The following is a 26,095-nucleotide window of genomic DNA, read 5'->3' on the forward strand; positions in this document are numbered from 1 at the left end:
GAGCCTTCAGTCACGCGCGCCAGCCAGCAGTCCGCAAACTATTGGCTGGCGCATCAATGATTACGAAACTCTGTATGGCAGGCCTTGCAGGCTGCCTCGACCTTGTCCATAGGTGCCTTGAGCATCGCCGCATCCAGCGGCTGCTTGCGTGTCACCGCCAGCAACTCGCCTGTCACCCCTTCCAACGCTTGCGCCAAGTCATGAAAGCGCGCCTGACGCTCCCAGACCTCGGGCCGCGCACTGCTGTCGCCATCATCCTTTACCTGCGGAAAATGCTGCCAGGGCGCATGGGCCAGGCTATCGAGTTTCACCGCACCCTCGGAAAACTTAGCCCCATCGAACGGCAACCGCCCGCGCAGCATGCCACCCATGTCCTCGCTGGTCTTGAGCATCTGCTTGAAGATCGCCTTGCGCTGCCCCAAGGGTGAGTTAGGATCGACACGGTCGCAGGCTACCAGGGACAGGCTGATCAGCAGTATGGCGGTGAAACATTTGAACATCACAGTCACATTGGCAGAGGAAAGGGCCACCAGTATCCTCGCCTGCCATGCAAAGACCAATACCCTTACGAACACTATGGGCAGCCATCCGCTGCTGCCCTCCAAGGATTCAACCATGAAATCTGCTCTGCGCCATCTCGCCTGGGCGCTGCCGGCCCTGGCCTTGCTGGCCGGCTGCAACGGCGGCGAAAACGCCAAGCCCGAACCCCACGCCGTCGCTACTTACACCCCTGCGGCTTGGGCCGACCTGCCCAGCGTCAGCGACAGCGACCTGGTCGCGGGTTTCAACGCCTGGCGCACTGGCTGTGAAAAGCTCAAGCGTGATCCGGTGTGGGCCGCCACGTGCGAAGCAGCACAGCCGATTGCCCTGGAGGCGCCCCAGGTGCGCACGTTCCTGCAAGCGCAATTGCAGGTCTATGGCCTGCGCTCGGCCGAGAACAACGCCAATGGCCTGATCACCGGCTACTACGAACCGGTCTACCCCGGCAGCCTGACACGCACCGAAGCGGCCAATGTACCGGTGTATGGCATCCCCGATGACATGATCGTGGTCGACCTGGCCAGCGTTTACCCGGAACTGAAGGGCAAGCGCCTGCGAGGCCGCCTCGACGGCCGCGTGCTCAAGCCCTATGACACCGCCGAGGTGATCTACCGGGACGGCGTGAAGGCCCCGGTACTGGCGTGGTTGACCGACCCGATGGACCTGCAGTTTCTGCAGATCCAGGGCTCTGGCCGGGTAAAGCTGGAAGATGGCCGTCAATTGCGCTTGGGCTACGCCGACCAGAACGGCCACCCGTACCGGCCGATAGGTCGCTGGCTGATCGAGCAGGGCCAGTTGAAGAAGGAAGACGTGAGCATGGGCGCCATTCATGCCTGGGCTCAGGCCAATCCGCAGCGTGTGCCGGAATTGCTGGCGAGCAACCCCAGCTATGTATTCTTCAGCACCCGCCCTGACAGCAACGAAGGCCCGCGCGGCTCGCTGAATGTGCCGCTTACCGCGGGCTACAGCGTGGCCATCGATCGCAAGGTCATTCCATTGGGCAGCCTGCTTTGGCTGTCCACCACACGCCCGGACGGCACACCGGTGGTTCGGCCGGTGGGCGCTCAGGATACCGGTGGCGCGATTACCGGCGAAGTGCGTGCGGACCTGTTCTGGGGCACCGGGCCTGAGGCCGGCGAACTGGCGGGGAACATGAAGCAGCAGGGGCAGATCTGGATGCTATGGCCAAAGGGCAAGCCACTGCCTGAAGTACCCAAAGTCCTTTGACTGGCTGCTGCCCTCCTCGCGGCTCACACGCGAGGAGGGCAGCCAGGCTTCAGGCCGAAACGACGAAGAACGACACGATCAGGGCCACCCCGGCGAACCACACCAGCGAGCGCAAAGCCGCCCAGTCCGCCAGATAGCAGATGATGTAAAGCAGCCGACTGGTGATGTACAAGACCCCCAGCACGTCCTGCGTCACCTGCTCGGCATTGCCCACGATATCGGCCACCAGCACCGCCGCGGCAAATGCCGGAAACGCTTCATAGCTGTTCTGCTGGGCGGCATGGGCACGCCGTGGCAGGCCCGATAATGTGTCGAGGAAGGCGCGTGGGTCGTGATTGTCCTTCAAGCCGAAACGGCCACTGCTCACCTTGGCGATCAAGGCGCACAGCGGCGGCAGGAACAATGCGATCAGGATGCACCACAGGGCAACGGTCATGGACAGGACTCCTTCAGTCGTTAGGTTAGAGCTTCATCACCAGCATGCCTGCCAGTACCAGCCCGCAAGCTAGGAGTCTCGGGCCGCCAAAAGGTTCTTTGAGGTAGCGCATGCCCAGCAGTACCACCAGGATGACGCTCAGCTCGCGCAAGGCCGCCGCCTCGGCCACCGAACCCAGATGCATGGCCCACAATACCAGCGCGTAGCTGAACAACACGCAAAAGCCCACTGCCAACCCCAAGCGCCACTGGGTGCGCCAGAACAGCACGAACGGCCCCCGCCGTGCCACACAGGCCAGCAGCGGAAACGGCCAGGCGCTGAGCAGGGTCAGCCATACCAGGTAGTCCCAGGGCTTGCCCCACAACCGCACGGCCTGCCCGTCGAACCAGGTGTAGCAACCAATGCACAGGCCGATCAGCGCCACCACTGGCAGCATCGACCAGGGCAGGCGCTCACCCCCACCTCCCTGCCACAGCAGGCACGCCATGCCACACGGAATCAGCAATATGCCGATGATTTGCTGCTGGCTGAGCGACTCGCCGGCGAACGCCAGGGTCAGCCCCAGCACCACCAGCGGTGACAGGCCACGCATCAGAGGATAGACCAGCCCCAGATCGCCTACCCGATATGCCTGGATCAGCAGGAATCGGTACAACTGCTCGGCCAATGCCGAGGCGATCAGCCAAGGCCAGATCTCGGCAGGCGGCAGGTCCACGAAGGCCACTGCGAGCACGGCAAAGGCCAGGGCTACCGAGTCCATGCTGGCGATCACCAGCAAGCGCTCGCCACTGAATTTGATCAGGGTGTTCCAGGTCGCGTGTAGTAGGGCCGCGATCAGTACCAGGGAAGTTGCCAGCACGCCTTCAGGTCCTTGTGACGAGATCAGCCTGTGAATATATAGCGTTGACGGGACCATGGGGTGCGAAGCAGTTCCGTAGCAAATGCGGAACGAATCCAGTCAATCAGGTCAAAAACTGTGTCCCGAGACCCTCGCCAGATCATCAAAGAACTGCCCGAGCCATTCGGGTTACGACTTGGAAGCCATTGTTACAGGATTTGGGATGCTTGAATTAGTTGCTGCGTTTATCTGCCTCACAACACTCCTCACCTACGTCAATTACCGCTTTATCGGCCTGCCCCCCGCCATCGGCGTGATGGTCACGGCACTGCTGTTCTCGCTGATGCTGCAGGGGCTTAGCCTGATCGGCTTCCCGGGCCTTGAAGAACGCGTCGAAGGGCTGATGAACCAGATCGACTTCAATGACCTGCTGATGCACTGGATGCTGGCGTTTCTGCTGTTCGCCGGCGCACTGCACGTCAACCTCACCGATCTGCGCAGCTACCGCTGGCCGATCGGGCTGCTGGCAACGCTCGGCGTGCTGATCGCCACCGTGGTGATCGGCTTTCTGTCGCACTGGGTCTTTGCGCTGTTCGGCTGGCAGGTGCCGCTGATCTACTGCCTGCTGTTCGGTGCACTGATCTCGCCCACCGACCCGATCGCTGTGCTAGGGGCCCTGCGGACCGCTAACGCCTCCAAGCCGCTGAAGACCACCATCGTCGGCGAGTCTCTGTTCAACGACGGCACCGCCGTGGTGGTGTTCACCGTCCTGCTGGGCATCATTCAACTGGGTGAAACGCCAAGCATCACTGACACAGCGATCCTGTTCGCCCGCGAAGCCATTGGCGGGGCGGTGTTTGGCGGGCTGCTCGGTTACGCCACCTACCGCATGATCAAAAGCGTCGAGCAGTATCAGGTCGAGGTCATGCTGACCCTGGCGCTGGTCATCGGTGGTTCGGCGATGTGCTACGAGCTGCACGTCTCGGCACCGATCGCGATGGTCGTGGCCGGGCTGATCATCGGCAACCTGGGGCGCAACCTGGCGATGAACGACATGACCCGTCGCTACCTGGACGGTTTCTGGGAGTTGATCGACGACATGCTCAACGCCCTGCTCTTCGCCCTGATCGGCCTGGAGCTGTTGCTGCTGCCGTTCAACTGGCTGCACCTGGCGGCTGGCAGCGTGCTGGCGCTGGCGGTGCTGCTGTCGCGGCTGCTGACCGTGGCCCCGGCGATCGTGCTTTTGCGCCGCTGGCGCAGCGTGCCCAAAGGCACCGTGCGGGTACTGACCTGGGGCGGCCTGCGCGGTGGCGTTTCGGTAGCCCTGGCACTGTCGCTGCCATTGGGCGAGGAGCGTGACCTGCTGCTGTCGATCACCTACATCGTGGTGCTGTCGTCGATCCTGGTGCAGGGCTTGAGCATCGGGCGGGTGGTGCGCAAGGTCAGCGCACAACCCTGAAAACCCAGGGCCGTCTTGCCGGCGAAAGGGCTGCGAAGCAGCCCCATCACGTTATTCCACCGCGCTGTCCGGAAACTGGTCCTGAACATATTTGATCTCGGTGCGCCCGTGGGCCGCCGGCTGGCCATCCTCGCCCAGGTTGACGAAGACCATCTTGTCGACAGTCAGGATGCTCTTGCGGGTGATCTTGTTGCGCACTTCACACTTGAGGGTGATCGAGGTGCGGCCGAACTCGGTTGCGGTGATGCCCAGCTCGATGATGTCGCCCTGGCGCGAGGCACTGACGAAGTTGATCTCCGACATGTACTTGGTCACCACACGCTGGTTGCCCAGTTGGACGATGGCGTAGATCGCCGCCTCTTCGTCGATCCAGCGCAACAGGCTGCCGCCGAACAGTGTGCCGTTGGGGTTGAGGTCTTCGGGTTTTACCCATTTGCGGGTGTGAAAGTTCATCTGTACTCCTGACCTGCTTGGCTAACGTGCGGTAATGATGGCAGAGCGGCCGGCGCCGCTCCATTGATCATCGACTATCGTCGCTATTAATCGACAGAAAACCTTGGGCGATGACTCCCGCCAAGGCTATAATCTGCGCCGATTCACATGGCCACCCGCCGCGGTGCCATGCCCGCCACCTGTCCGAGGGGCGCTGCAGCAGGGTCATCCTGTCAGGCTCGGATGGGGCGTTGTCCGCTCCCGCGGACGCTCAACGCACAACGGCGCCCATTCGCACACTACGAATGGAGGCTCTCATGAGCGCTGTAAACACGCCCGCAGGTTTTACCGATTTCAAAGTCGCAGACATCTCCCTGGCCGCCTGGGGTCGTCGCGAAACCATCATCGCCGAATCGGAAATGCCTGCCCTGATGGGCCTGCGTCGCAAGTACCTCGCCGAGCAGCCGCTCAAGGGTGCGAAGATTCTGGGCTGCATCCACATGACCATCCAGACTGCCGTGCTGATCGAAACCCTGGTTGCCCTGGGTGCCGAAGTGCGCTGGTCGTCCTGCAACATCTTCTCCACTCAGGACCAGGCCGCAGCCTCCATCGCTGCCGCCGGTATCCCGGTGTTCGCCTGGAAAGGTGAAACCGAGGAAGAGTACGAGTGGTGCCTGGAGCAGACCATCCTCAAGGATGGCCAGCCATGGGACGCCAACATGATCCTCGACGACGGCGGTGACCTGACCGAGCTGCTGCACAAGAAGTACCCGGCCGTGCTGGACCGCGTCCACGGTGTCACCGAAGAAACCACCACCGGCGTGCACCGCCTGCTGGACATGCTGGCCAAAGGCGAGCTGAAGGTCCCGGCGATCAACGTCAACGACTCGGTCACCAAGAGCAAGAACGACAACAAATACGGCTGCCGTCACAGCCTGAACGACGCCATCAAGCGCGGTACCGACCACCTGCTGTCGGGCAAGCAGGCCCTGGTGATCGGCTACGGTGACGTGGGCAAGGGTTCTGCGCAGTCGCTGCGCCAGGAAGGCATGATCGTCAAGGTCACCGAAGTTGACCCGATCTGCGCCATGCAGGCGTGCATGGACGGCTTCGAGCTGGTCTCGCCGTTCATCGACGGTATCAACGACGGCACCGAAGCCAGCATCGACAAGGCCCTGCTGGGCAAGATCGACCTGATCGTCACCACCACCGGTAACGTCAACGTCTGCGACGCCAACATGCTCAAGGCCCTGAAGAAGCGCGCCGTGGTCTGCAACATCGGCCACTTCGACAACGAGATCGACACCGCCTTCATGCGCAAGCACTGGGCATGGGAAGAGGTCAAGCCGCAGGTCCACAAGATCCACCGTACCGGCGCTGGCGACTTCGACCCGCAGAACGACGACTACCTGATCCTGCTGGCCGAAGGCCGCCTGGTGAACCTGGGCAACGCCACCGGCCACCCAAGCCGCATCATGGACGGTTCGTTCGCCAACCAGGTACTGGCACAGATCTTCCTGTTCGAGCAGAAGTTCGCTGACCTTTCGGCCGAGAAGAAAGCCGAACGCCTGACCGTTGAAGTACTGCCCAAGAAGCTCGACGAAGAAGTGGCCCTGGAAATGGTCCGCGGCTTCGGCGGCGTGGTCACCAAGCTGACCCAGCAACAGGCCGACTACATCGGCGTGACTGTCGAAGGCCCGTTCAAGCCGCACGCCTACCGCTACTAAGCGGCAAGCTTGAAGCTGCAAGCGGCAAGAAAAGGCAGACCGTGCCCTTGCCGCTTGCAGCTCCAGCACCCACGATCTTGAACGATGCCAAGCCAGATCGGCCATCACCGATCTGGCTTTTACTTGCAGCTTGCCGCTTGAAGCTTGCTGCTTGAGGAACGAGTGATGTCACAAGAACGCCGCTACAGTTTCGAATTCTTCCCGACCAAGACCGACGCCGGTCATGAAAAGCTGATGGGTGTTGCCCGCCAGCTGGCTGGCTGCAACCCGGACTTCTTTTCCTGCACCTACGGTGCCGGTGGCTCCACTCGCGACCGCACGCTGAACACCGTGCTGCAGCTGGAAAGCGAAGTGAAGGTGCCTGCCGCCCCGCACCTGTCGTGCGTCGGCGACACCAAGGACGAGTTGCGCGCGCTGCTCGCCCAATACAAGGCTGCCGGCATCAAGCGCATCGTCGCCCTGCGCGGCGACCTGCCGTCGGGCATGGGCATGGCAAGTGGTGAACTGCGTTATGCCAGCGACCTGGTCGAGTTCATCCGCCAGGAAACCGCTGATCACTTCCACCTGGAAGTGGCCGCCTATCCGGAAATGCACCCGCAGGCACGCAACTTCGAAACCGACTTGGCCAACTTCGTGCACAAGGTCAAGGCCGGTGCCGACAGCGCCATCACCCAGTACTTCTTCAACGCCGACAGCTATTTCTACTTTGTCGAGCGCGCACAGAAGCTGGGCGTCGAAATTCCTGTAGTGCCCGGCATCATGCCGATCACCAACTACAGCAAGCTGGCGCGCTTCTCCGACGCTTGCGGCGCCGAAATCCCGCGCTGGATCCGCAAGCAGCTGGAAGCTTATGCCGACGATACCGCCAGCATCCAGGCCTTCGGTGAAGAAGTCATCACCCGCATGTGCGAACAACTGCTGCAAGGCGGCGCACCGGGCCTGCATTTCTACACCTTGAACCAGGCAGAGGCGAGCCTGGCGATCTGGAACAACCTGAAGCTGCCTCGCTGAAATCATTTGGTAAAATCCTATTCAGAAATGCTTAAGGCTTTAGTCATAGACTAAGGCCTTATTTCATTTCCGGTTCAGACGGGTCTTGCCAGCCATGCAACATTTCACACCCCAGCGCCCTCAACTGGTTTACCTGGCCTTCGGCCCTGCCACCTATCATCAGGAGGCCTGCTTCAGCATCGTCAGCGCCCTGGCCCACCTGGGCACGGCTGCGGGCGAGGCCATGGATATACAGGTCTACACCGACAACCCCGAGCCCTACGGCAAGCTGACGGTTACCGTTCATCTGCTCGATGAGGAAACGCGTACGGCCTGGAACGAACCTCACGGCTACCATTTCCGCAGCAAGCATGTCGTGTTGCGCCAAGTCCTCCAGCAGCATTCGCAGGCCGTGCTGATCGATACCGACACATTCTTCCGCAAGTCGCCACTGAACCTGTTCCAGCGAGTCAAAGCCGGCAGCCTGCTGTGCAACGCGATCGGCGGGCGCTACGGCGCAAATCAGCAGTGCCTGCTCTACCAGAACCTGCAGAACATTCTCCAGGCGCGGGGCTTGGCAGACGGCCAGATGCCTATGGTCAACTCCGGGGTGATTGGCCTGACCGCAGAAGATGCGGGGATACTGGACCACTCGATCGCGATGATGGACGAATTCCATCCACTGGTTCGCACGGCCTATACGCTGGAAGAGTTCTGCCTGGCGGTCGCCGCCTACCGCAAGCTGGCGCTGGCTGAATGCACCGATGTCATCCATCACTACTGGAGCCGCAAGGCTCAGTTCCGGGCCAAGATACAGGCCTGGCTGCGCAAGCACGCAGACCAGCCACTTAGCGCCGCCGCCTTGGAAGACGTGCTGTTGGTGAATGACCAGTTGCCGCGCCCGCCGACCTTGCAACGCCTGGGTTACAAGGCCATGAGCCTGACGCTGCCCAGCCGCGAGCGCCAGTTTGCCCGCGAACTGTTGTATGGCAGCTACCCCTACCCCAACGAATTTGACCGTGCCTGCGCACCCGCCTGGTGGGACAAGGCACTGCAGAATCTCAATGAGCGTTATGGCCCGATGGAGCCGGAGCAATTACGCCAGTGCCTGCGCCACCCATGCCTGCGCCTCTCGCTCGGCGCCCAACGCAAGGAAATCGAAGCGCATCTGCTGCAGCCCGCACAGCGTTGAGCGCACTACTCCCGCGAAGGTGCTGCCTCAGCGCCTGCAACTGGCCTTACCCAAGCCGAGCGCGTAATCTCGCCTCATGCCGTTCATCGTCCGCTTCTTCTGCATCCTGCTGCTCGCCTGCCTGAGCCCCATGGCGCAGGCCGAACGCCTGCGCCTGGTTACCGATGACTGGGCGCCTTATGTGTACCAGCACAACGGCCAGCCCAAGGGCATAGATTACGAAGTCACCACTGAGGTGTTCAGGCGCCTGGGTGTCGAGCTGGAGTGGGAGTTCATGCCTTGGAAGCGATGCCTGGCAATGATCGAACAGGGCCAGGCCGACGGGGTCATGGACATCTTCAAAGTGGACTCGCGCCAGGCATACATGGTCTACCCGCTGGAGCCCATGTCGGATGTCGAATTCGTGCTGTATCAATCCAGCCGCCGTCGCCATGCCATAACCCGACTGAGCGACCTCACCGACCTGACTGTCGGCACCTCACCGGGCTATGCCTATGGAGCACAGTTCAACGATGCATCAGGCTTTCGGCGTGAAGCGGCGCCAAGCCACGAAGCCAATTTTGGCAAGCTGGTGCTCGGGCGCATCGATTTGCTGGTTACCGACCGCCTGGTCGGGCGCTACCTGCGCCGCCAACTCGGCCTGGAGCAACAGGTAGAGGAACTGCCACTGGTCATCAGCCGTCAAGCGCAATACCTGGGGCTGGCACGCAAACCTGGCCGCGATGCCTTGGCGCTGGCGTTTACCGAAGGGCTGCGGCTTTTCAAGCAGGAGCCCGCTTACCTAGCGATAATCGAACGCTATATCGGCAGCACTGACCACCTTCCTCACACCGTTGAGCAGCAGGAAAGCAGCACACAGCGATAGCTCTGTTATACTCGGGCCTTCCCGCCCGGCTCACGCCCGGACGCTCGGCCTCGCAACAGGCATCCCGATCGGCACCGACGCACCTTGCGTCCTAACTCCGTTTTCCGGATGTGCAGTGAAAGCCCAGCTGGACCGGACGCGATCGCATCTCACCGATGCCCGTCGCGCCAGGCAGAATATCCCTACGGGCCCAGCCCCCACAGAACAGGATTGCCCATGTCCTTTGCTTCCCTCGGTCTCTCCGAGGCACTTGTCCGCGCTATCGAGGCTGCGGGCTATACCCAGCCGACTCCGGTGCAACAGCGGGCGATTCCCGCCGTGTTGCAAGGCCGCGACCTGATGGTCGCCGCACAGACAGGTACTGGTAAAACCGGCGGTTTCGCCCTACCGATCCTTGAGCGCCTGTTCCCGGCAGGCCACCCGGACAAATCCCAGCGCCACGGCCCGCGCCAACCGCGCGTGCTGGTCCTGACCCCGACCCGCGAACTGGCGGCTCAGGTACACGACAGCTTCAAGGTTTACGCTCGCGACCTGCCGCTGGTCAGTGCCTGCATTTTCGGCGGCGTTGGCATGAACCCGCAAATCCAGGCCATTGCCAAGGGTGTCGACGTCCTGGTGGCCTGCCCGGGCCGTCTGCTCGACCTGGCAGGGCAAGGCCGCGTCGACCTGGCCCACGTGGAAATCCTGGTCCTGGACGAAGCCGACCGCATGCTCGACATGGGCTTCATCCACGACGTCAAGAAGGTCCTCGCCCGCCTGCCGGCCAAACGGCAGAACCTGCTGTTCTCGGCGACGTTCTCCAAAGACATCACCGACCTGGCCGACAAGCTCCTGCACAACCCTGAGCGCATCGAGGTCACCCCACCGAACACCACCGTCGAGCGTATCGAGCAGCGCGTCTACCGCCTGCCCGCCAGCCACAAGCGCGCGCTGCTGGCCCACCTGATCACGCTCGGCGCCTGGGAGCAGGTACTGGTATTCACCCGTACCAAGCACGGCGCCAACCGTCTGGCCGAGTACCTGGAAAAGCACGGCCTGAGCGCCGCGGCCATCCACGGCAACAAGAGCCAGAACGCTCGTACCAAGGCACTGGCCGACTTCAAGGCCAACAGCGTACGCGTACTGGTCGCCACCGACATTGCCGCCCGTGGCCTGGACATCGACCAACTGCCGCATGTGGTCAACTTCGAACTGCCCAATGTCGAAGAAGACTACGTTCACCGTATCGGCCGCACCGGCCGTGCCGGCCGCTCGGGCGAGGCCATTTCCCTGGTCGCGCCGGACGAAGAAAAACTGCTCAAGAGCATTGAGCGGGTCACCAGGCAGAAGATCGCCGATGGCGACCTGATGGGCTTCGACCCAAGCCAGGTGGAGGCCGAGAAGCCTGAAGTGCGTGAACGCCCGCAGAACAACGGTCGCGGCGGCCGCAATCAGCAGGCCCGTGGTGACGGTGGCAAAGATGGCAGTGGCGGCCGCAAGGACAAGGGCAAGGATAAAGGCAAGGCCAAGCAGCAGGCCGCCGACAAGCCTGCCGACAAGGAAAAGCCCGCCGACAAGCAGCAACAGCCGCGCAAGCCGCGTGACAAGAAGCCGCGCCAACAGCAAGCCAGCCAGAACAGTGTGCCGAAGGCACCGGCCGACCGTGCTCCGGATGAATTCCTGGACGACGAAATCGACAACTTCGGTAACCGTGCCGACTACGTCAGCCCCTACCAGAATGCCAAGAACCAGGGCCGCAACCGTCGCCCGGGTGCCAATGCCGGCGCTGGTCAAGGCCAGGCCAACCCTGGGCGCAGCAACAGTGGTGGCAGCAACAGTGGTGGTGGCCAAGGGCGTAACGGCGGCCAGCCGCGCAGCGCCAGTGGCGAGAAACGCCCGCCGCGCAACAACAAGGGAGGTGATGCGCGCCGCGATAGCAACGGTGGTGGCCGCAACCGTTCGGCCGGCCGTGATGACGCATCCCGTCAGGAACCGGCAGTACGTAGCTCGCGAGAGCCGCAAAACCAGCCTGTGATCATCCGCAAGGAATCCAAGCTCGACCGTTTCCCAACGCCTGAGCAACTGGAAGACCTGCCAAGCCGCCCACGTGGCGAGCGGCCTGCGTTACTGACCCGCAAAGGCGGCTAACGCTACCGGCAAATAAAAACGCCGCCCCATGGGGCGGCGTTTTTATTGCTCAGGCAATGATCACTTCTGCTTCACACCTTCGACGCTGATGTCCAGGTCCAGGGTCTGCGAGGTTGCGCCAGGGCCCTTGATACCGAAGTCGTTCAGGTTCAGCGTGGTGGTAGCGTTGAAGCCAGCACGCTCACCGCCCCATGGGTCCTTGCCCTCACCGTTGAAGGTGGCCTTGAAGGTCACAGGCTTGGTCACACCATGCAGTGTCAGGTCACCGGTCACGTCTGCGGTCTTTTCGCCGGTCGATTTGACGGCAGTGGAAACGAATTTCGCTTCCGGGTACTTCTTCACGTCCAGGAAGTCAGCGCTGGCGATATGCTTGTCGCGCTCGGCGTGATTCGACCACAGGCTGGCGGTTTTCAGGTCGACGCTGATCTTGCTGGCTTCAGGCTTGGCGCTATCCCAAGTGAAGTTGCCGTCGAAGTCCTTGAAGGTACCGTGAATGAAGCTGTAGCCCAGGTGGCTGATTTTCCAGTCGACGAACGCGTGCTGGCCTTCCTTGTCGATCTTGTACTCGGCGGCCATGGCCTGACCAGCACTGAGCAGAGCGGTACCGAGCGCCAGAGCGGCAAAAGTCTTTTTCAACATCCTTTCAGTTCCTTGCAATTGAGGTTGAGAGTCAAGCTTTGCGGCCCAGCATGCGAACCAGGGTCGCGTCACGGTCGATGTAATGGTGCTTCAGGGCAGCCAGGGCATGCAGCGCGGCGAAAATCACCAGGCCCCACGCCAGCCACAAATGAATAACGCCGGCCAGGTCTGCCTGATCAGGCAGGTCACTGACAAGGGCAGGTACTTCAAACAAGCCAAATACCGGAATACCGACACCGTCGGCGGTAGAGATCAGGTAGCCGGCGATCATCACCGCGAACAGGCCTGTGTACAGGGCCAAATGCCCCAACCTGGCGGCCAGGCGGGTAAATGCCCCGTGGCTGGCAGGCGCCGGCGGCGGTGGGCTGATGAAGCGCCACAGCACACGCACAAGCATGACAGCCAGCAGCACCAGGCCGATGCTCTTGTGCAGGTCCGGGCCTGCCTTGCGCCAAGGGCTGTAATAATCGAGACCGACCATCCACAGACCAAGACCGAAAAGACCAAAGACCGCCAGCGCAACGCCCCAGTGCAGGAGGATGCTGACCACGCCATAGCGAGAGGGTGAATTGCGCAGTTGCATGATGCCGTGTTTCCCCGTGAAAGCTATGCACAGACTAACGCGTAACGTATCGAATAAAAGCACAAAAAATTGCTTTGGATTATCGATAAATCCGATAGTAATTGTCCGAGTTGGCTATTAAGGAAACATTAACGATAGCGGGTAATTCCAGGTTGTCAGCCCTGGCCCTGCCGTCCGCTTGACGGTGACAGGGCCAGGCGATCACCCATCAGCCAGCCTTGGCCTGGGAGTGGGTAACGGCCTGTGTTTCAGGCTCCGATTTGGCTGGGGCCTTTTTTGCCTCGACAGGCGCCGGAGCAGCCTTGGCTTCGGGCTTGCCAGCGCTGCCGAACAGCCGCGAGAAGAAACCAGGCTTGTCCACCCGCGCCTCCTCGGCCTTCACCGGCTCGGCTTTGGCAGGTGCCTTTTCGGCGTTGTCTTCTTTGTCGGATGACCCACCAAACATGTTGGAGAAGAACCCACCTTTGTCCTTCTGCGACCCAGCAGTTGCCGCTACCGGGGCAGCTTTTACAGGGTCGAACGACTTGCCGGCCAGCAGGTCCTGCACCTGGCTGGCGGCACGCTGGCCACTGCGCAGGGCACCTTCGAGGGTGCCTGGGTACAGCGCGTCGGTGTGCTCACCGGCAAATGCAATGCGTTGCACCGGGCGCTCCCACAGGCGCCAGTACTTGCTGATCTGCCCGGGGCCAAAAGCCAGGTAAGCACCGCCAGTCCCGGCGTCGGCGCTGTAGCGCTTGACCTCATAACCGGTGAACGCGCCACGGGCCTTTGGATAGAAGGCATGCAGGCGGATCAATACCTGGTCGACCATCTGTTTGTCACCGAAGGCCTGTAGCAGACGGGCGTTGTCACCCGACAGGTTGATCACCACGTTGGCGCCACCTTTGAGTGCTGGCTCGATCCATAGCATGCCAAGGCCTGCGTTGCTGAAGATTTCGCCAGACATGCGCGCGCGGCTTTCCCAGACTGGCTGCTTGAATTTGAGCAGCAGCTGATCGCGCCAACCATAGTTGGTGCCCCTCAGCGCCGCGACGTGCTGGGTGTCCAGGGCCGGAGTGATCTGGATCTTGGCCAGAGCACGCAGCGGTACGGCCATGACCAGGTAATCGGCCTGGTAGCTGGCGCTGCCAACCTTGACAGTGACCCCGCTGCGGTCCTGGACGATGGAGGTGACTGGCGAGCTGGTCTTGATGGTTTTCAGCTGCTTGACGAAAGCCTGGGCCAGTACCGGGCTGCCACCAGGCAAGCGGGCGGCACGCAGGTCACGGTCGCTGACGCCGCGGTAGACACGGCTCTGCTGGGCGAAGTAAAGCAGTGAGAGACGCGACGGTTCATCGTAGCGGGTACGGATCTGCTGGTTGATCAGCTGCCGTGCAGTGCTGGGCAACTGCAGCTTGTCGAGCCAGGTGGAAACGTTCATCTGGTCGAGGGCGAACAGCGTACTGGTCGCCTGTGGCTTGAGCGGGTCATCGATCGAACGGGCCAGGTCATCGAGGGTCTTCTCGTAGCGCTTGAGGGCTTGGGCGGTAGCCGGCTGCCTGGTAGCCAGGTCGCTGGCGCTGAAGTACTCACCGTCGATCAGATACCCGGGAGTGCGTACGAACTCAGGCGCGGGCAGTGTTTCAAGCTTGAAACGCTCGAGGTACTGGTTGAGCACCGGCTGAGCCTTGCTGTTGCCGACCCACTCACTGGTGGCCAGGCCCGAACGGCCGCCCATGCCCGCCTTGGCTTCCAGCAAGGTCACCTGCCACCCCTTGCTCTGCAGCTCGTAGGCTGCAGTCAGGCCTGCCAGGCCGCCACCCACCACGATTGCCGAAGGTGTCTTGTCCTTTGCCAGCGCGGCGCCGCTGGACACACCGATCAATACCAACGCGCACAGGCGCACCCAAGCAGCAGCCATGATGGCGAACTCCGAGTTGACGTTACAGAAATGGGAAGAGGCAAAGACGCCCCGAGATGATGCGTTAAGAATACGTCAGGTATGCCGACCCTGCCACCACAGCGCCATCAAGTCCTTTTGGCAACTGGCATTTTTGTCAGTAGACGAGCCTGCTGCCCTTGCGCAACGCTGGTCCGGGTGACTGGAAAAACCGACAAAAGGAACTGCGCATGACCTATGAGGAGCATTTTGCTCACATCAAAAGGCAGCTCCTGTGGCACAAACAAACGTTACTGACGCCCTCAGGCTTGCGTATCCGCAGCAATGGCACTTCATGGGCCGGTGTTCATGAAGCCTTCAAAGGTGAAGATGGCACCGAGCTGGTGATTGGCGAGCAGAGTGAAGTGGAAATCAGCTTCAGCCAAGAAGTCGAAAGCCTACGCCTGGAATGCTACGTAGTCAGCGACCAGCATTTCGAAGATGTGACAATGCTCATGGATACCGAAGGCGTCGATTGGGACGGGATTGCCCCGACCCCGCATAATTTTTACTGGCTGACGCTTTCGGGCAGCGGATACACCGAGTTCATGCCTGGCCATTTCTGCACTCAACCCTGCTACCAGCACCTCCCCGGGCCGTTTCGACGCCTGACCATCTCCACCTCCAGAGCCGGCACCGTGCATATCCGCAAGCTCGAGTGGACCCGCACCTGTCGTCATTGACCCGCAGCGGTTGTCCTGCCTCCCGGCATTGCTTAGGCTTACGCGGTCAAACATGCCGTAACGCCAGGAGAAGTGCCAATGGGCCTCAATGATCAGTGGATGCAGCGTGACCTGAAGGTCTTGTGGCACCCCTGCACCCAGATGAAAGACCACGAGCAGCTTGCGCTGATCCCGATCAAGCGCGGGGAAGGCGTGTGGCTCGAGGACTTCGAAGGCAAGCGCTACCTGGATGCGGTCAGTAGCTGGTGGGTCAATGTGTTTGGCCACGCCAACCCGCGCATCAACCAGCGCATCAAGGACCAGGTCGACCAGCTGGAGCATGTGATCCTCGCGGGCTTCAGCCACCAGCCGGTGATCGAGCTGTCCGAGCGCCTGGTCGCGATGACGCCTGCCGGTCTGGACCGGGTGTTCTATGCGGACAATGGCTCATCGTGCATCGAAGTGGCGCTGAAAATGAGCTTCCATTACTGGCAGAACATCGGCAAGCCGGCAAAAAAGCGCTTCGTCACCCTGACCAACAGCTACCACGGCGAGACCATCGCCGCCATGTCGGTGGGCGATGTGCCGCTGTTCACCGAGACCTACAAGGCGCTGCTGCTCGATACCATCAAAGTCCCCAGCCCGGATTGCTACCTGCGCCCCGAGGGCATGGGCTGGGAAGAACATTCGCGCAACATGTTCGCAGCCATGGAACAGACGCTGGCCGAACACCACGAAACCCTCTCGGCGGTAATAATCGAGCCGTTGATCCAGGGTGCAGGCGGCATGCGCATGTACCACCCGGTCTACCTCAAGCTGCTGCGCGAGGCTTGCGACCGCTATGGCGTGCACCTGATCCACGACGAGATTGCCGTGGGCTTTGGGCGCACCGGCACGATGTTCGCTTGTGAGCAGGCTGGCATCCGCCCCGATTTCCTGTGCCTGTCCAAGGCGCTGACCGGCGGCTACCTGCCGCTGGCCGCGTGCCTGACCACCGACACGGTGTACCAGGCGTTCTACGACGACTACCCGACCCTGCGCGCGTTCCTGCATTCGCACAGCTACACCGGCAACCCGCTGGCCTGCGCGGCGGCCCTGGCGACCCTGGACATCTTCGAACAGGACAACGTCATCGAGGCCAACAAGGCGTTGTCCGCACGCATGGCCAGCGCCACTGCGCACCTGGCCGATCATGCCCATGTTGCCGAAATCCGCCAGACCGGCATGGCCCTGGCGATCGAAATGGTCCAGGACAAGGCGGGCAAGGTCGCCTACCCGTGGCAGGAGCGCCGCGGCCTGAAAGTGTTCGAGCATGCCCTGACCCGCGGCGCCCTGCTGCGCCCGCTGGGCAGCGTGGTGTACTTCCTGCCGCCGTACGTGATCACGCCCGAGCAGATCGACTTCCTTGCCGAGGTGGCCAGTGAAGGCATCGATATTGCCACGCGAGACAGCGTCAGCGTGGCGGTACCGGCAAACTTCCACCCCGACTTCCGCGATCCGGGCTAACCGACCAGCAATCGCAACGCCTTGTAGGGGCGGCCTCGTGTCGCGAACGGGCTGCACAGCAGCCCCAAGGATCAGCAGCGCCGCCAAATGACCGGAGCTACTGTGCGGCCCTTTGGTGACACAAGGCCGCGCCTACAAGGACGATGTCCAACCTTCTTCCTGAGCAGAACCATGAGACTGTCCCGCTTCTTCATCGACGCCCCCCTGAGCCTCGGCGAGCACGACCTGCCCGAAGCCCAGGCCCACTATATCGGCCGCGTACTGCGCATGGCCCCCGGCGCTGCCGTGCAACTGTTCGACGGCAGCGGCCAGGAATACCTGGGCCAATTGCTCGAAGTGGGCAAGAAGACCGTGCGCGTCAGCCTCGACCAGGCCGTTGCCGGCCAGGCCGAGTCGCCATTGCACATTCATCTAGGCCAAGGCCTTTCCCGCGGCGAGCGCATGGACTGGGCCATCCAGAAGGCCACCGAACTGGGCGCCAATGAAATCACCCCGATCGTCAGCGAACGCTGCGAAGTGCGCCTCAAAGACGAGCGCGCCGACAAGCGCCTCGCCCACTGGCGCCAGGTCGCGATCAGCGCCTGCGAGCAATGCGGCCGCTCGACGCTGCCGATCATCCACCCACCGGTGACCTTGGCCGACTGGATCAAGGGCAGCGATGCTGACCTGAAACTGGTCTTGCACCCTGTTGCAGAGCCGCTGACCAGTCATGACAAACCGGCACGCCTGGCGTTCCTGATTGGCCCCGAGGGTGGTTTGAGCGATGCCGAAGTCGAACAGGCCAAGGGGGCAGGCTTCCAAGCTGCCCGTCTTGGCCCACGCGTGTTGCGCACTGAAACAGCGCCGGTGGTGGCCCTTTCGGTGGCGCAACAGCTGTGGGGCGATTTTTAACGCACGTAGAGCGATACCGCCACGAAGTGCATCAGGCTGCCAGCGATGACGAACAGGTGCCAGATGCCGTGCCAGTGGCGGAATCGGCTGTCAAATGCGAAGAAAATGATGCCCACGGTGTAAAACACACCGCCCGCCGCCAACCAGGCAAAGCCGGCGGTGCCCAGGCTTTGCAACAGCGGCTTGACCGCCACCAGCACGATCCACCCCATCACCGCATAGATGATGATCGATAGGACCCGCGCCTCCGAGCGTGGCTTGATTTCCTGCAGCATGCCGATCACCGCCAGCCCCCAGACCACCCCGAACAGGCTCCAGCCCCAAGGCCCGCGCAGGCTCACCAGGCAGAAGGGTGTGTAGCTGCCGGCGATCAGCAGGTAGATGGACAGGTGATCGAGCTTGCGCATGATCACCTTCGCCCGGCCGCGGGTGCTGTGGTAGAGGGTCGAGATGCTGTAGAGCAGCAACAGCGTGCCGCCGTAGATGGAGAAGCTGACGATCTTCCAGGGGTCGCCCTGCAGGCCTGCAGCGACGATCAGCCAGATGGCGCCGATGCAGGCCAGAACGGCACCGACCAGATGGGTCCAAGCGTTGAAGCGTTCACCGTGATACATGCAAACACAGACCTCCCAAGCACCTGCAAGGTTCAAGCTGCAAGCTTACAACTTCAGTCATTGCAACTGCGCGTCACGCACCAGCCTTTCCAGCCCAACCAAGTCTGGCACCCGTGCCACCTGCTCGCCCACCTGCACAGCCGCCAATTCCAGGCTACCCAGCGCCACATCCACATAATTGAGCTGGCTGTCGAGCTTGCACGAGCGTGGAATGTCCTGCAGCAACACCGCCAGATATCGCAGCCCGGTATCGCCCAAAGCGTTCAGCACCACGATACGCGCCCGCTCGCCGCACGGAGTTTCATCACCGCACGCTGCCTCGAAGCCGATCAGCGGCAGGTGCTGCTGGCGCCAATCGATCCACCCCAGGTGCCAGGCCGGCTCGGCACGCTGGCACACCAGGTTGCGCTGGCCGATCAGCTCGGCCACCGCCACATTGGGCAACACCAGGGTTCGGTCGCCCAAGGGCAACAGCAGGCCGGTCAGGCTGCTGCGCTGGCCTGCGATCAACTCAAGCATGGGTTTGGCTCCAATGGGCGATACTCTGCAGCAGCACCGACTCCTGATACGGCTTGCCCAGGTAGTCGTTGACGCCGATGGCCATGGCCCGGTCGCGGTGTTTCTGCCCGGTGCGCGAGGTGATCATGATGATCGGCAGGTCTTTGAGGCGCTCGTCGCGACGAATGCGGGTGGCCACTTCAAAGCCATCCATGCGCGGCATTTCGATGTCCAGCAGCAACACATCCGGGCGGTGCTCCTCCAGCAACGCCATGGCATCGACACCGTCCTTGGCCGTCAGCACGCTCATGCCATGGCGCTCCAGCAGGCGGCTGGTGACCTTGCGCACGGTCACCGAATCGTCCACCACCATCACCAGCGACGCCCGGCGCGGCGCCGGGCCGAACAGCGTGCGCTGCACCCCGCTCCCCCCCGGCAGCCGCGCCAGGCGACGCTGTTGGCCGCGCAACTGGCCAAGCAGATCAAGAATCAGTACCACCCGACCATCACCGAGCAGGGTCGCGCCGGACAACCCAGGCACGGCGGCGAACTGCGGGCCAAGGCTCTTCACCACAATCTCGCGGCTCGGCGACAGGCTATCGACCTGAATGGCGAACGACTGTTCCTGCGAATGCACCAGCAACACCGGCAATGGCACGCTCTGGCCCAGAAGGCTTGGCCGTGGCAGGCCTTGCAGCAGCTCGCCCAGGTAGCGCAAATCGTATTCATGGCCAGCATAGCCATAGCGCGGCACATCCCGCTGGTAACAGAGAGCCAGCTCGGCCGGCGGCACGCGCACGATACCTTCGATGGTGTTGAGCGGGATGGCATATTGCTCCTCACCCAGGTGGACCATCACCGCACGGTTGATCGACACGGTGAACGGCAGGCGAATCAGAAAGCGCGCACCTTTGCCCTGCGCCGACTCGATACTCATCGAGCCGCCCAGTTGCTTGACCTCTTCGTGCACCACGTCCATGCCCAGCCCACGCCCGGAAATCTGGGTGATCTTCTCTGCTGTGGAAAACCCCGGGCGCAAGATGAACTGCAGTATCTCGTGGTCGCTCAGGTGTGCCTGGGGGTCCAGCAGGCCACGCTTGATCGCCTTGCGCCGCACAGCCTCCAGCGGCACGCCGGCACCGTCGTCGGTCATCTCGATGACGATATCGGCCCCCTCATGGAGCAAATTCAGCTGGATGGTGCCCAGCTCAGGCTTGCCGGCAGCCAAGCGCGCTTCACGGGTTTCAAGGCCATGATCGACAGCATTGCGCAGCATGTGCTCCAAAGGTGCAACCATACGTTCGAGCACACTGCGATCAAGCTCACCTTCGGCATTGCCGACCACCAGTTCGACCTGCTTGCCCAACTCGCTGGCCACTTGGCGCACCACCCTCTGCAGGCGCGGCACCAGGCGCTCGAACGGCACCATCAACGTAGCGGTGAGGCCTTCCTGCAACTGGCTGTTCACCCTCGCCTGCTGCTGCAGCAGGGCCTGCGCCTCCTGCGCGCGCTGGGCCAACGTCTCTTTCAGGTCAAGCAGGTCAGAAGCCGATTCGAACAACGCCCGTGACAATTGCTGCAACTGGGAATGGCGGTCCATTTCCAGCGGGTCGAAGTCCTCGTAGGCGTCACCTTCGAACGGCTGACGGCTGCTGATTCGCCCTTGGGTTTCCATATCCAGGCGCAGCAACTGGTCGCGCATGCGCTCCAGGGTGGTTTCCATCTCGCTCAAGGCGAACTGGGCGTCATTGACCTGTTGCTCGATACGCCCACGGATGACCGAGTGCTCACCCGCCAGGTTGCCCAGGTCATCGAGCAGTTCGGCGTCCACCTTGACCAGGTCACCGGGGGCCCGCTCCGGCGTAGCGGCAGGTGCGTCGGCAGGTGCAGCCCCGGCCGGGGCCTGCCCGGCAGCGCTGTCGGTCAGGGCGGCGCTGCTGAAGTTGCGGATGTAGTCGATCAACGCGGTAGCCGCATGCAGCGGCTGCCCCAGGCGCACAGCGTCAAGCATGTGCGCCAGGCGGTCATGGCAGTTCTGCAACAGAGCGAACAACGGGGCACCAGGCGGCAAGCGCCCGGCAGCCAGCAGTTCGTACAAGAACTCCAGTTCGTGGGCCAGGTCGCCGATGGCGGCGATTTCCACCATGCGCGCCCCGCCCTTGAGCGTGTGCAAATCACGCAGCAGGTTGTCCACCTCGGCGCTGTTGCGCGGGTCGGCCTGCCAACGCGCAAGCGCGGCGGCGGCACTTTCAACAATGTCAGAGCTTTCTTCGAGGAAGACTTCAAGCAGCTCCTTGTCGCCCGGGTTTTCGGCCTCTTCGGCCAACGCCGGGGGACCATCAAGGCGCGTGACCGACCCGGGTGCCACCAGGCCGGTAGCATCGGGTGCCAGTGCGTCGTCCAGCAAGCCACGCAAGCCGTCGATGCAGGCTGGGCGGGCGGACGGTTCCTGGCCGGCAGCGATCTCGTCGAGCATGTCGAGAAGTACCCCATGGGCTTGCCGTGCCTGGGCGAAGAAGCGTTCATCAGCAGCAAGGCTGCCCTCTTCCACCGCGCCATACAGGTCCAGCAACGCTTCGCAGACATCGTCCATCTGCCTCAGGTCGGCCAGGTGCGCACCGTGACAGAGGGTGGTCAGCTCATCGAGCAAGCTGTCCAGCGACTGGCGTTGCCCAGGCTGCTCCTGCCAGCGCGACAACAGGGCCTCGGCATCCAGCAGAATGTCCATCGACTGGGCGAGGAAGCTGGCGATCACCTGTGGATCACGCTTGCCCCGGCGCCCATGCTGCGGCTCCTCATGCAAGCTGGCCAAGCGCATGTCCACGGCCTCACCGACCTGCTCGATCAACTGCGCCGCGCCCGGAATGGGAGCCAGCGGGCTGCTGCCCAATTGCGCGAGGCCCAGGTGCAACAGTGCGCGCGCCGCTTCCAGCCATTCCAGCTCGGCCATTTGCAAAGGCAAGTGGTGGCCCCGGTATTCGCGTACCAGCCGGTCGAACGCGGTGGCCAGCTCGGCGATCGGCAAAACGCCGGCCATCGCAGCGCTACCCTTGAGGGTATGCAAGGCGCGTTGCAGGGTGTCGCTGACATCGGTGTCATGGCCCCCGGCGCCCTGCAGAAATGCCTCCAGGCTGGCCAGATGGCCCTGCGCTTCATTGCGGAATATGTCCAGCAACAGCGGATCGAGGCCATCGATTTCGGCACCTGCCGGCGAATCGTTTTCCGCCAGCGCATGCAGATGGCTCGCCAGCTGCTCGATCTCGGTCACCTGTGGCATCTGGCCGGCGGCAAAGTCAGCCAGCAGGTCGGGCAAATGAACCACGACCTGCTGCAGGGCCACCACACCCTCCGGGGCCAGCGCCATACGCCCTTCCAGAACCCGGTTGAGCAGGTGCTCACCGCCCCAGGCCAATTCGGCAACCGCCTGGGCATGGACCATCCGGCCACTGCCTTTGAGCGTATGCAAGTCCCGGCGCACCTCCAGCAAGGCATCCCGCAGGCTGTTATCAGCGCGCCAGCGCAACCAGTGCCGCTCGATCTGTGGCAGCAGCTCGCCGGCCTCTTCAAGGAAAACCTCGCGCAACTCGTCATCAACCCCGTCGGTACTGCCGTCCTGGGCAATGACGCCAAGCGAGCATCGCACACCGAGCGCCGCCAGGCTGGCGCGCGCCCTGTCGAGGAAAGGTTGGGCATCGGCAAGAGGGTCGGCCACCCGCCATTGCAGGTAACACTCACTGGCGCTGAGGGCATCGGCCAGGTGGTCAAGCTCCTCCGGCGGCGGCTCGACGTCCAGGTGCTGCAACCAGCCGTGCACGTAACCTGCACAACCGGCCAAGACTTCGGCAGCTGCCGGCAGCATCAGCATCGCCAACGCCCCTCGCACTTGCTGCAGCAACCCCGGCAGTGGTTGCAGGCGCTGACGCGGCCAACCGGACTCCAGGCAATCTCCGATCAGGTCTTTGGCCTGCTGCAACACGTTCAGCGACTCGTTCAACACCAGTTGGCGAATCTCGGCCAGGTCCGAGCCGGGCAAGCCGCCCTGCCCGCCCTGCTCCAGCGGGCCGACCATGCCATTGAGGCTCGCCTCCACATACAACAAGGCGCCCGCCACATCCATGAGTGCGGCGTCATCCGCCACGCGTTCACCCTGGGCCAACGCCTGCAGGGCCAGTACCTGATCGATGATGACCCGCCGAGGCTGCTGAAAGCCCAGGACCGCAAGGGTATCGGCTACATGACGCAAGGGGGCCAACAGGGCGTCCAGCTGTTCGCTGTGCTGACGATCCCCGCGCACGAACTGGTCCAGACGCTCCTTGATACGCATCAGGTCGTCGCACAATGCGCTGATCACCGAACGCAGGGCGTCACGCCCAGGCCCTGCCTGAACCTGCTCACGCCAATTGCCCAGCGACAGGTCTAGATTGGCCAGGTCGTCCGAGCCTGCAAAGCGCTGCGCCGCACCACTGACCAGGCTGCCTTGAGCCAAGGGCTCTACCCCCCTGCAAGCCCGCAACTGGTTAAGCAGCGGCAGCATGACCAACGGCAAGTCATGCCGCGCTCCGCGCAGCCGCTCCAGGTACGAGGGCAGTTGCTCAAGGCCGCGGAACAGCGGGCCCAGGCAGTCGCCGCGGGGGCTGACCTGGCCCTCGGCCAAGGCCCTGGCCAGCAACTCCAGCTCTTCGGCCAGGCGCGTGGCACCGCGCAGTTCGAGCATGCGCAGGCAGCCGTGAACCTGGTGCAGGTTATCCACCACGAACGCCAGCATGGACAAATCGTCCGTCTCCCCGGCAAAGCGCTCAAGGGCCTGGCGTGCCTGGCCCAGGCAATCGAGGATGGCCGCCTTGGTCCAGGCCAGGGCGACGGTATCGTGGCGCTCGGGGCTTACTGCTGCAGCCATCATGACTCCTCAGCGCCGCTCGGCAGGTGCAGGCAGGGTGAAACCGGACACGGAGCGGCGCATCTCGCTGGCCATTCGCGCCAGGTGGCGGATACTGTCGGCGGTTGCGCCGGAGCCAGCGGAGGTCTGCGCGGTAATCTGCTGTATTACCGACATGGTGTGGGAGATCTGCCCTGCCGAAGAGGTCTGCAACTGGGCGGCGTCGGAGATGCTGTGGATAAGTTCGGCGAGGTTCTGCGACACCCCTTCGATTTCGGCCAGCGCCACCCCGGCATCCTGCGCCAGGCGTGCACCGCGCACCACCTCGGCGGTGGTCTGTTCCATGGATATCACTGCCTCGTTGGTATCGGCCTGAATGGTGCGTACCAGTGCCTCGATCTGCCGCGTCGCCGAAGACGAACGCTCAGCCAGGCGCTGGACTTCATCGGCCACCACGGCAAACCCTCGGCCGGCCTCTCCCGCCAGCGAGGCCTGGATGGCGGCATTCAATGCGAGAATGTTGGTCTGATCGGCAATGTCGTCGATCAGGCTGACGATGTCGCCGATTTCCTGGGAAGACTCACCCAGACGCTTGATCCGCTTGGCGGTGTCCTGAATCTGCTCACGGATGTTGTCCATGCCGTTGATGGTGTTATGCACCACCTCGTTGCCCTTGTTGGCGATCGCCACCGAACGCTCGGCCACCTTGGCCGATTCGTAGGCATGCGCGGAAACCCGGTCGATCGATTCGACCATGTCACCCACCGCCTCGGAAGCCTCGCTGATCTGTTCGGCCTGGTGCTCTGAAGCTTTGGCCAGCTGGCGGGCAGTGTTTTGCGTGTCCTGCACTGCGGCAGCCACTTGCTCGGCGCTGTGGTTGATGGTGGCCACCAGGTCGCGCAATTGGTCGACGGAATAGTTGATCGAGTCGGCGATGGCACCGGTGAAGTCCTCGGTCACCGACACGGTCACGGTCAGGTCACCGTCGGCGAGCTCCTCGATCTCATCGAGCAGGCGCATGATCGCCTGCTGATTGCGCTCATTCTTCTCGGCGGTTTCCTGCAGTTGACGATGGGTTGCCCGCACCATCACCAGGCCGATCAGGATGATCGAGGCCAGCGCCAGCAGCCCCAGAACATACCCGCCCACAGTATCGAGGGTACGCCCGGCTGCCAGGTTCTCGAAGCCGTTGGCAAGGTGCGAGGCTTCGTCGAGCAATGTTTGCGAGAGGCTGAAAATGTTCCCGGCCGCTTCGCGAACGCGGAACAGCTCGGGCGAGGTTTCGAGGATTTCATCGACTGAACCGGCGACGAACTGGAACAGTTCGGCGATTTCGGCCAGGCGCGCACGTGCGTCGGCATCCTCGACGCGTGTCACCTGAATCGCCGGGTTGCCCGCCAGCATGCCTTCGAGCACCTGACCAAACCGGCTGGCATCGCGGCCGAAGGCATCGGCGGCCTGGGCGGCTGCGTCGTCGCCAGCCAGCACCGTGTTGACCGACCCCAGAATGCGTTCTGCGAGCAGCAACTGGCGCTGGGCCACCACCACCTGGCTGGCCGGAGCCCCACTCTGCAGCAAGACCTCCACAACCTTCTCGTACTCGACCTGTAGCTGCGGTACGGTTTCGGCCAAGGTCGCCGCCACCTGATGCAGCGATAGCACGGTCTGCTCGCTGGCCAGGATGATATCGGTGTCCTTGCGCAGGTTTTCCCAGTCCTGGCGCACCGCTTCCATTTCATCCTTCACGGCGGCGGGCGCCGCTGGCAGGCCAGTGGACTTGTCACCTTCGCGCAGGTAGCTCCAGCGCTGCTCGAAATCGTTGCGCGCATCCGAAAGCAGCTTGAAAGCCAACGCCTTGCCGGTTGCAGCCTCGGTGGCATTCTTGGCGATGCGCTGCGACAGCACGCGCAGCTCGCCGGCATGGCCGATGTACTGTTTGTCGTGATTGGACTGGGTGTTGAGGTACGCAAAATTGGCGAACAGCAGGATGATCGACAGGATCAGCACCACGAACAGCACAGTGATCTGAGCGATGCTGCGCGTGCGCGGGGTCATGCTGGTAGGGGCGACATTGG

21 protein-coding genes and 1 riboswitch are annotated in these 26,095 nt (G+C 62.7%); of the genes, 10 read left to right on the forward strand and 11 right to left on the reverse strand.

Annotation, left to right across the window (positions count from 1 at the left end; genetic code table 11):
- Positions 1 to 53: 53 nt before the first annotated feature.
- Positions 54 to 500, reverse strand: a complete 447-nt coding sequence (locus NGJ21_RS09930) for a c-type cytochrome (RefSeq protein ID WP_115273428.1) — start codon at positions 498 to 500, stop codon at positions 54 to 56.
- Positions 501 to 615: 115 nt separating this feature from the next.
- On the opposite strand from NGJ21_RS09930, the gene mltA reads away from it, so the two are divergent.
- Positions 616 to 1,767 (forward strand): murein transglycosylase A, encoded by a 1,152-nt coding sequence (mltA, locus tag NGJ21_RS09935; RefSeq protein ID WP_046785041.1) that lies wholly within the window; start codon positions 616 to 618, stop codon positions 1,765 to 1,767.
- Between the two features lie 49 nt (positions 1,768 to 1,816).
- Here the strand turns inward: mltA and NGJ21_RS09940 are convergent, their stop codons facing one another.
- Positions 1,817 to 2,203 (reverse strand): MAPEG family protein, encoded by a 387-nt coding sequence (locus tag NGJ21_RS09940; RefSeq protein WP_012312435.1) that lies wholly within the window; start codon positions 2,201 to 2,203, stop codon positions 1,817 to 1,819.
- Positions 2,204 to 2,228: 25 nt separating this feature from the next.
- Complete coding sequence (locus NGJ21_RS09945) at positions 2,229 to 3,062, reverse strand: EamA family transporter (protein ID WP_115273427.1); 834 nt, start codon at positions 3,060 to 3,062, stop codon at positions 2,229 to 2,231.
- 202 nt (positions 3,063 to 3,264) lie between these two features.
- On the opposite strand from NGJ21_RS09945, the gene NGJ21_RS09950 reads away from it, so the two are divergent.
- A complete protein-coding gene (locus NGJ21_RS09950; protein WP_115273426.1) occupies positions 3,265 to 4,500 on the forward strand; it encodes a cation:proton antiporter in 1,236 nt (411 codons plus the stop codon).
- Between the two features lie 51 nt (positions 4,501 to 4,551).
- On the opposite strand, the gene NGJ21_RS09955 is transcribed toward NGJ21_RS09950, so the two are convergent.
- Positions 4,552 to 4,953 carry an acyl-CoA thioesterase gene (locus NGJ21_RS09955; protein WP_012312432.1) on the reverse strand — a complete coding sequence of 134 codons (402 nt, stop codon included), beginning with the start codon at positions 4,951 to 4,953 and terminating at the stop codon, positions 4,552 to 4,554.
- A 179-nt stretch (positions 4,954 to 5,132) separates the two neighbouring features.
- Positions 5,133 to 5,229: riboswitch (S-adenosyl-L-homocysteine riboswitch) on the forward strand.
- A 20-nt stretch (positions 5,230 to 5,249) separates the two neighbouring features.
- Here NGJ21_RS09955 and ahcY point away from each other — a divergent pair.
- The 5 genes from ahcY (at position 5,250) to rhlE2 (ending at position 11,833) form a co-directional block, all read left to right on the forward strand.
- On the forward strand, positions 5,250 to 6,659 hold the full coding sequence (gene ahcY / locus NGJ21_RS09960; RefSeq protein ID WP_046785039.1) for an adenosylhomocysteinase: 1,410 nt from the start codon (positions 5,250 to 5,252) through the stop codon (positions 6,657 to 6,659).
- A 165-nt stretch (positions 6,660 to 6,824) separates the two neighbouring features.
- Positions 6,825 to 7,670: a methylenetetrahydrofolate reductase [NAD(P)H] gene (gene metF, locus NGJ21_RS09965; protein ID WP_119688161.1), complete on the forward strand. Its 846-nt coding sequence runs from the start codon at positions 6,825 to 6,827 to the stop codon at positions 7,668 to 7,670.
- A gap of 94 nt (positions 7,671 to 7,764) precedes the next feature.
- The gene (locus tag NGJ21_RS09970) at positions 7,765 to 8,841 is read left to right on the forward strand and encodes a hypothetical protein (protein WP_251962067.1); all 1,077 of its coding nucleotides are present in this window, start codon (positions 7,765 to 7,767) and stop codon (positions 8,839 to 8,841) included.
- A gap of 76 nt (positions 8,842 to 8,917) precedes the next feature.
- Positions 8,918 to 9,706, forward strand: a complete 789-nt coding sequence (locus NGJ21_RS09975) for a substrate-binding periplasmic protein (RefSeq protein WP_119688159.1) — start codon at positions 8,918 to 8,920, stop codon at positions 9,704 to 9,706.
- Between the two features lie 216 nt (positions 9,707 to 9,922).
- Positions 9,923 to 11,833, forward strand: coding sequence for an RNA helicase RhlE2 (gene rhlE2 / locus NGJ21_RS09980; RefSeq protein ID WP_204919451.1), 1,911 nt, complete (start codon positions 9,923 to 9,925; stop codon positions 11,831 to 11,833).
- Positions 11,834 to 11,893: 60 nt separating this feature from the next.
- Here rhlE2 and NGJ21_RS09985 read toward each other — a convergent pair whose 3' ends face one another.
- The 3 genes from NGJ21_RS09985 to NGJ21_RS09995 form a co-directional block, all read right to left on the reverse strand.
- Entirely contained in the window at positions 11,894 to 12,472 is a 579-nt protein-coding gene (locus tag NGJ21_RS09985; protein ID WP_012312426.1) for a YceI family protein, read from the reverse strand.
- A gap of 31 nt (positions 12,473 to 12,503) precedes the next feature.
- Positions 12,504 to 13,055: a cytochrome b gene (locus tag NGJ21_RS09990; RefSeq protein WP_046785034.1), complete on the reverse strand. Its 552-nt coding sequence runs from the start codon at positions 13,053 to 13,055 to the stop codon at positions 12,504 to 12,506.
- 208 nt (positions 13,056 to 13,263) lie between these two features.
- Positions 13,264 to 14,955 carry a flavin monoamine oxidase family protein gene (locus NGJ21_RS09995; RefSeq protein WP_115273423.1) on the reverse strand — a complete coding sequence of 564 codons (1,692 nt, stop codon included), beginning with the start codon at positions 14,953 to 14,955 and terminating at the stop codon, positions 13,264 to 13,266.
- Positions 14,956 to 15,164: 209 nt separating this feature from the next.
- Between NGJ21_RS09995 and NGJ21_RS10000 the strand changes: the two genes are divergently transcribed.
- From NGJ21_RS10000 to NGJ21_RS10010, 3 genes are all read left to right on the forward strand, one after another.
- Positions 15,165 to 15,656 (forward strand): hypothetical protein, encoded by a 492-nt coding sequence (locus NGJ21_RS10000; RefSeq protein ID WP_119688158.1) that lies wholly within the window; start codon positions 15,165 to 15,167, stop codon positions 15,654 to 15,656.
- Between the two features lie 78 nt (positions 15,657 to 15,734).
- Positions 15,735 to 17,141, forward strand: a complete 1,407-nt coding sequence (locus tag NGJ21_RS10005) for an adenosylmethionine--8-amino-7-oxononanoate transaminase (protein WP_125923466.1) — start codon at positions 15,735 to 15,737, stop codon at positions 17,139 to 17,141.
- Between the two features lie 171 nt (positions 17,142 to 17,312).
- Positions 17,313 to 18,032 (forward strand): 16S rRNA (uracil(1498)-N(3))-methyltransferase, encoded by a 720-nt coding sequence (locus NGJ21_RS10010; RefSeq protein ID WP_046785030.1) that lies wholly within the window; start codon positions 17,313 to 17,315, stop codon positions 18,030 to 18,032.
- Here the strand turns inward: NGJ21_RS10010 and trhA are convergent.
- Genes trhA through NGJ21_RS10030 form a run of 4 tightly spaced genes read right to left on the reverse strand, consistent with a single transcriptional unit; the run spans position 18,029 to position 26,075 of the window.
- A complete protein-coding gene (gene trhA, locus NGJ21_RS10015) occupies positions 18,029 to 18,646 on the reverse strand; it encodes a PAQR family membrane homeostasis protein TrhA (protein WP_125923465.1) in 618 nt (205 codons plus the stop codon). The genes NGJ21_RS10010 and trhA overlap by 4 nt on opposite strands.
- A gap of 57 nt (positions 18,647 to 18,703) precedes the next feature.
- Positions 18,704 to 19,165 carry a chemotaxis protein CheW gene (locus tag NGJ21_RS10020; protein WP_204919447.1) on the reverse strand — a complete coding sequence of 154 codons (462 nt, stop codon included), beginning with the start codon at positions 19,163 to 19,165 and terminating at the stop codon, positions 18,704 to 18,706.
- A complete protein-coding gene (locus tag NGJ21_RS10025) occupies positions 19,158 to 24,041 on the reverse strand; it encodes a hybrid sensor histidine kinase/response regulator (RefSeq protein ID WP_237859113.1) in 4,884 nt (1,627 codons plus the stop codon). Before NGJ21_RS10025 ends, NGJ21_RS10020 begins: the two co-directional genes overlap by 8 nt.
- A gap of 9 nt (positions 24,042 to 24,050) precedes the next feature.
- Positions 24,051 to 26,075, reverse strand: a complete 2,025-nt coding sequence (locus tag NGJ21_RS10030) for a methyl-accepting chemotaxis protein (protein ID WP_218176341.1) — start codon at positions 26,073 to 26,075, stop codon at positions 24,051 to 24,053.
- Between the last annotated feature and the right edge of the window lie 20 nt (positions 26,076 to 26,095).

Source organism: Pseudomonas sp. Marseille-Q5299 (genome assembly GCF_943737035.1).
Taxonomy (GTDB): domain Bacteria; phylum Pseudomonadota; class Gammaproteobacteria; order Pseudomonadales; family Pseudomonadaceae; genus Aquipseudomonas; species Aquipseudomonas putida_E.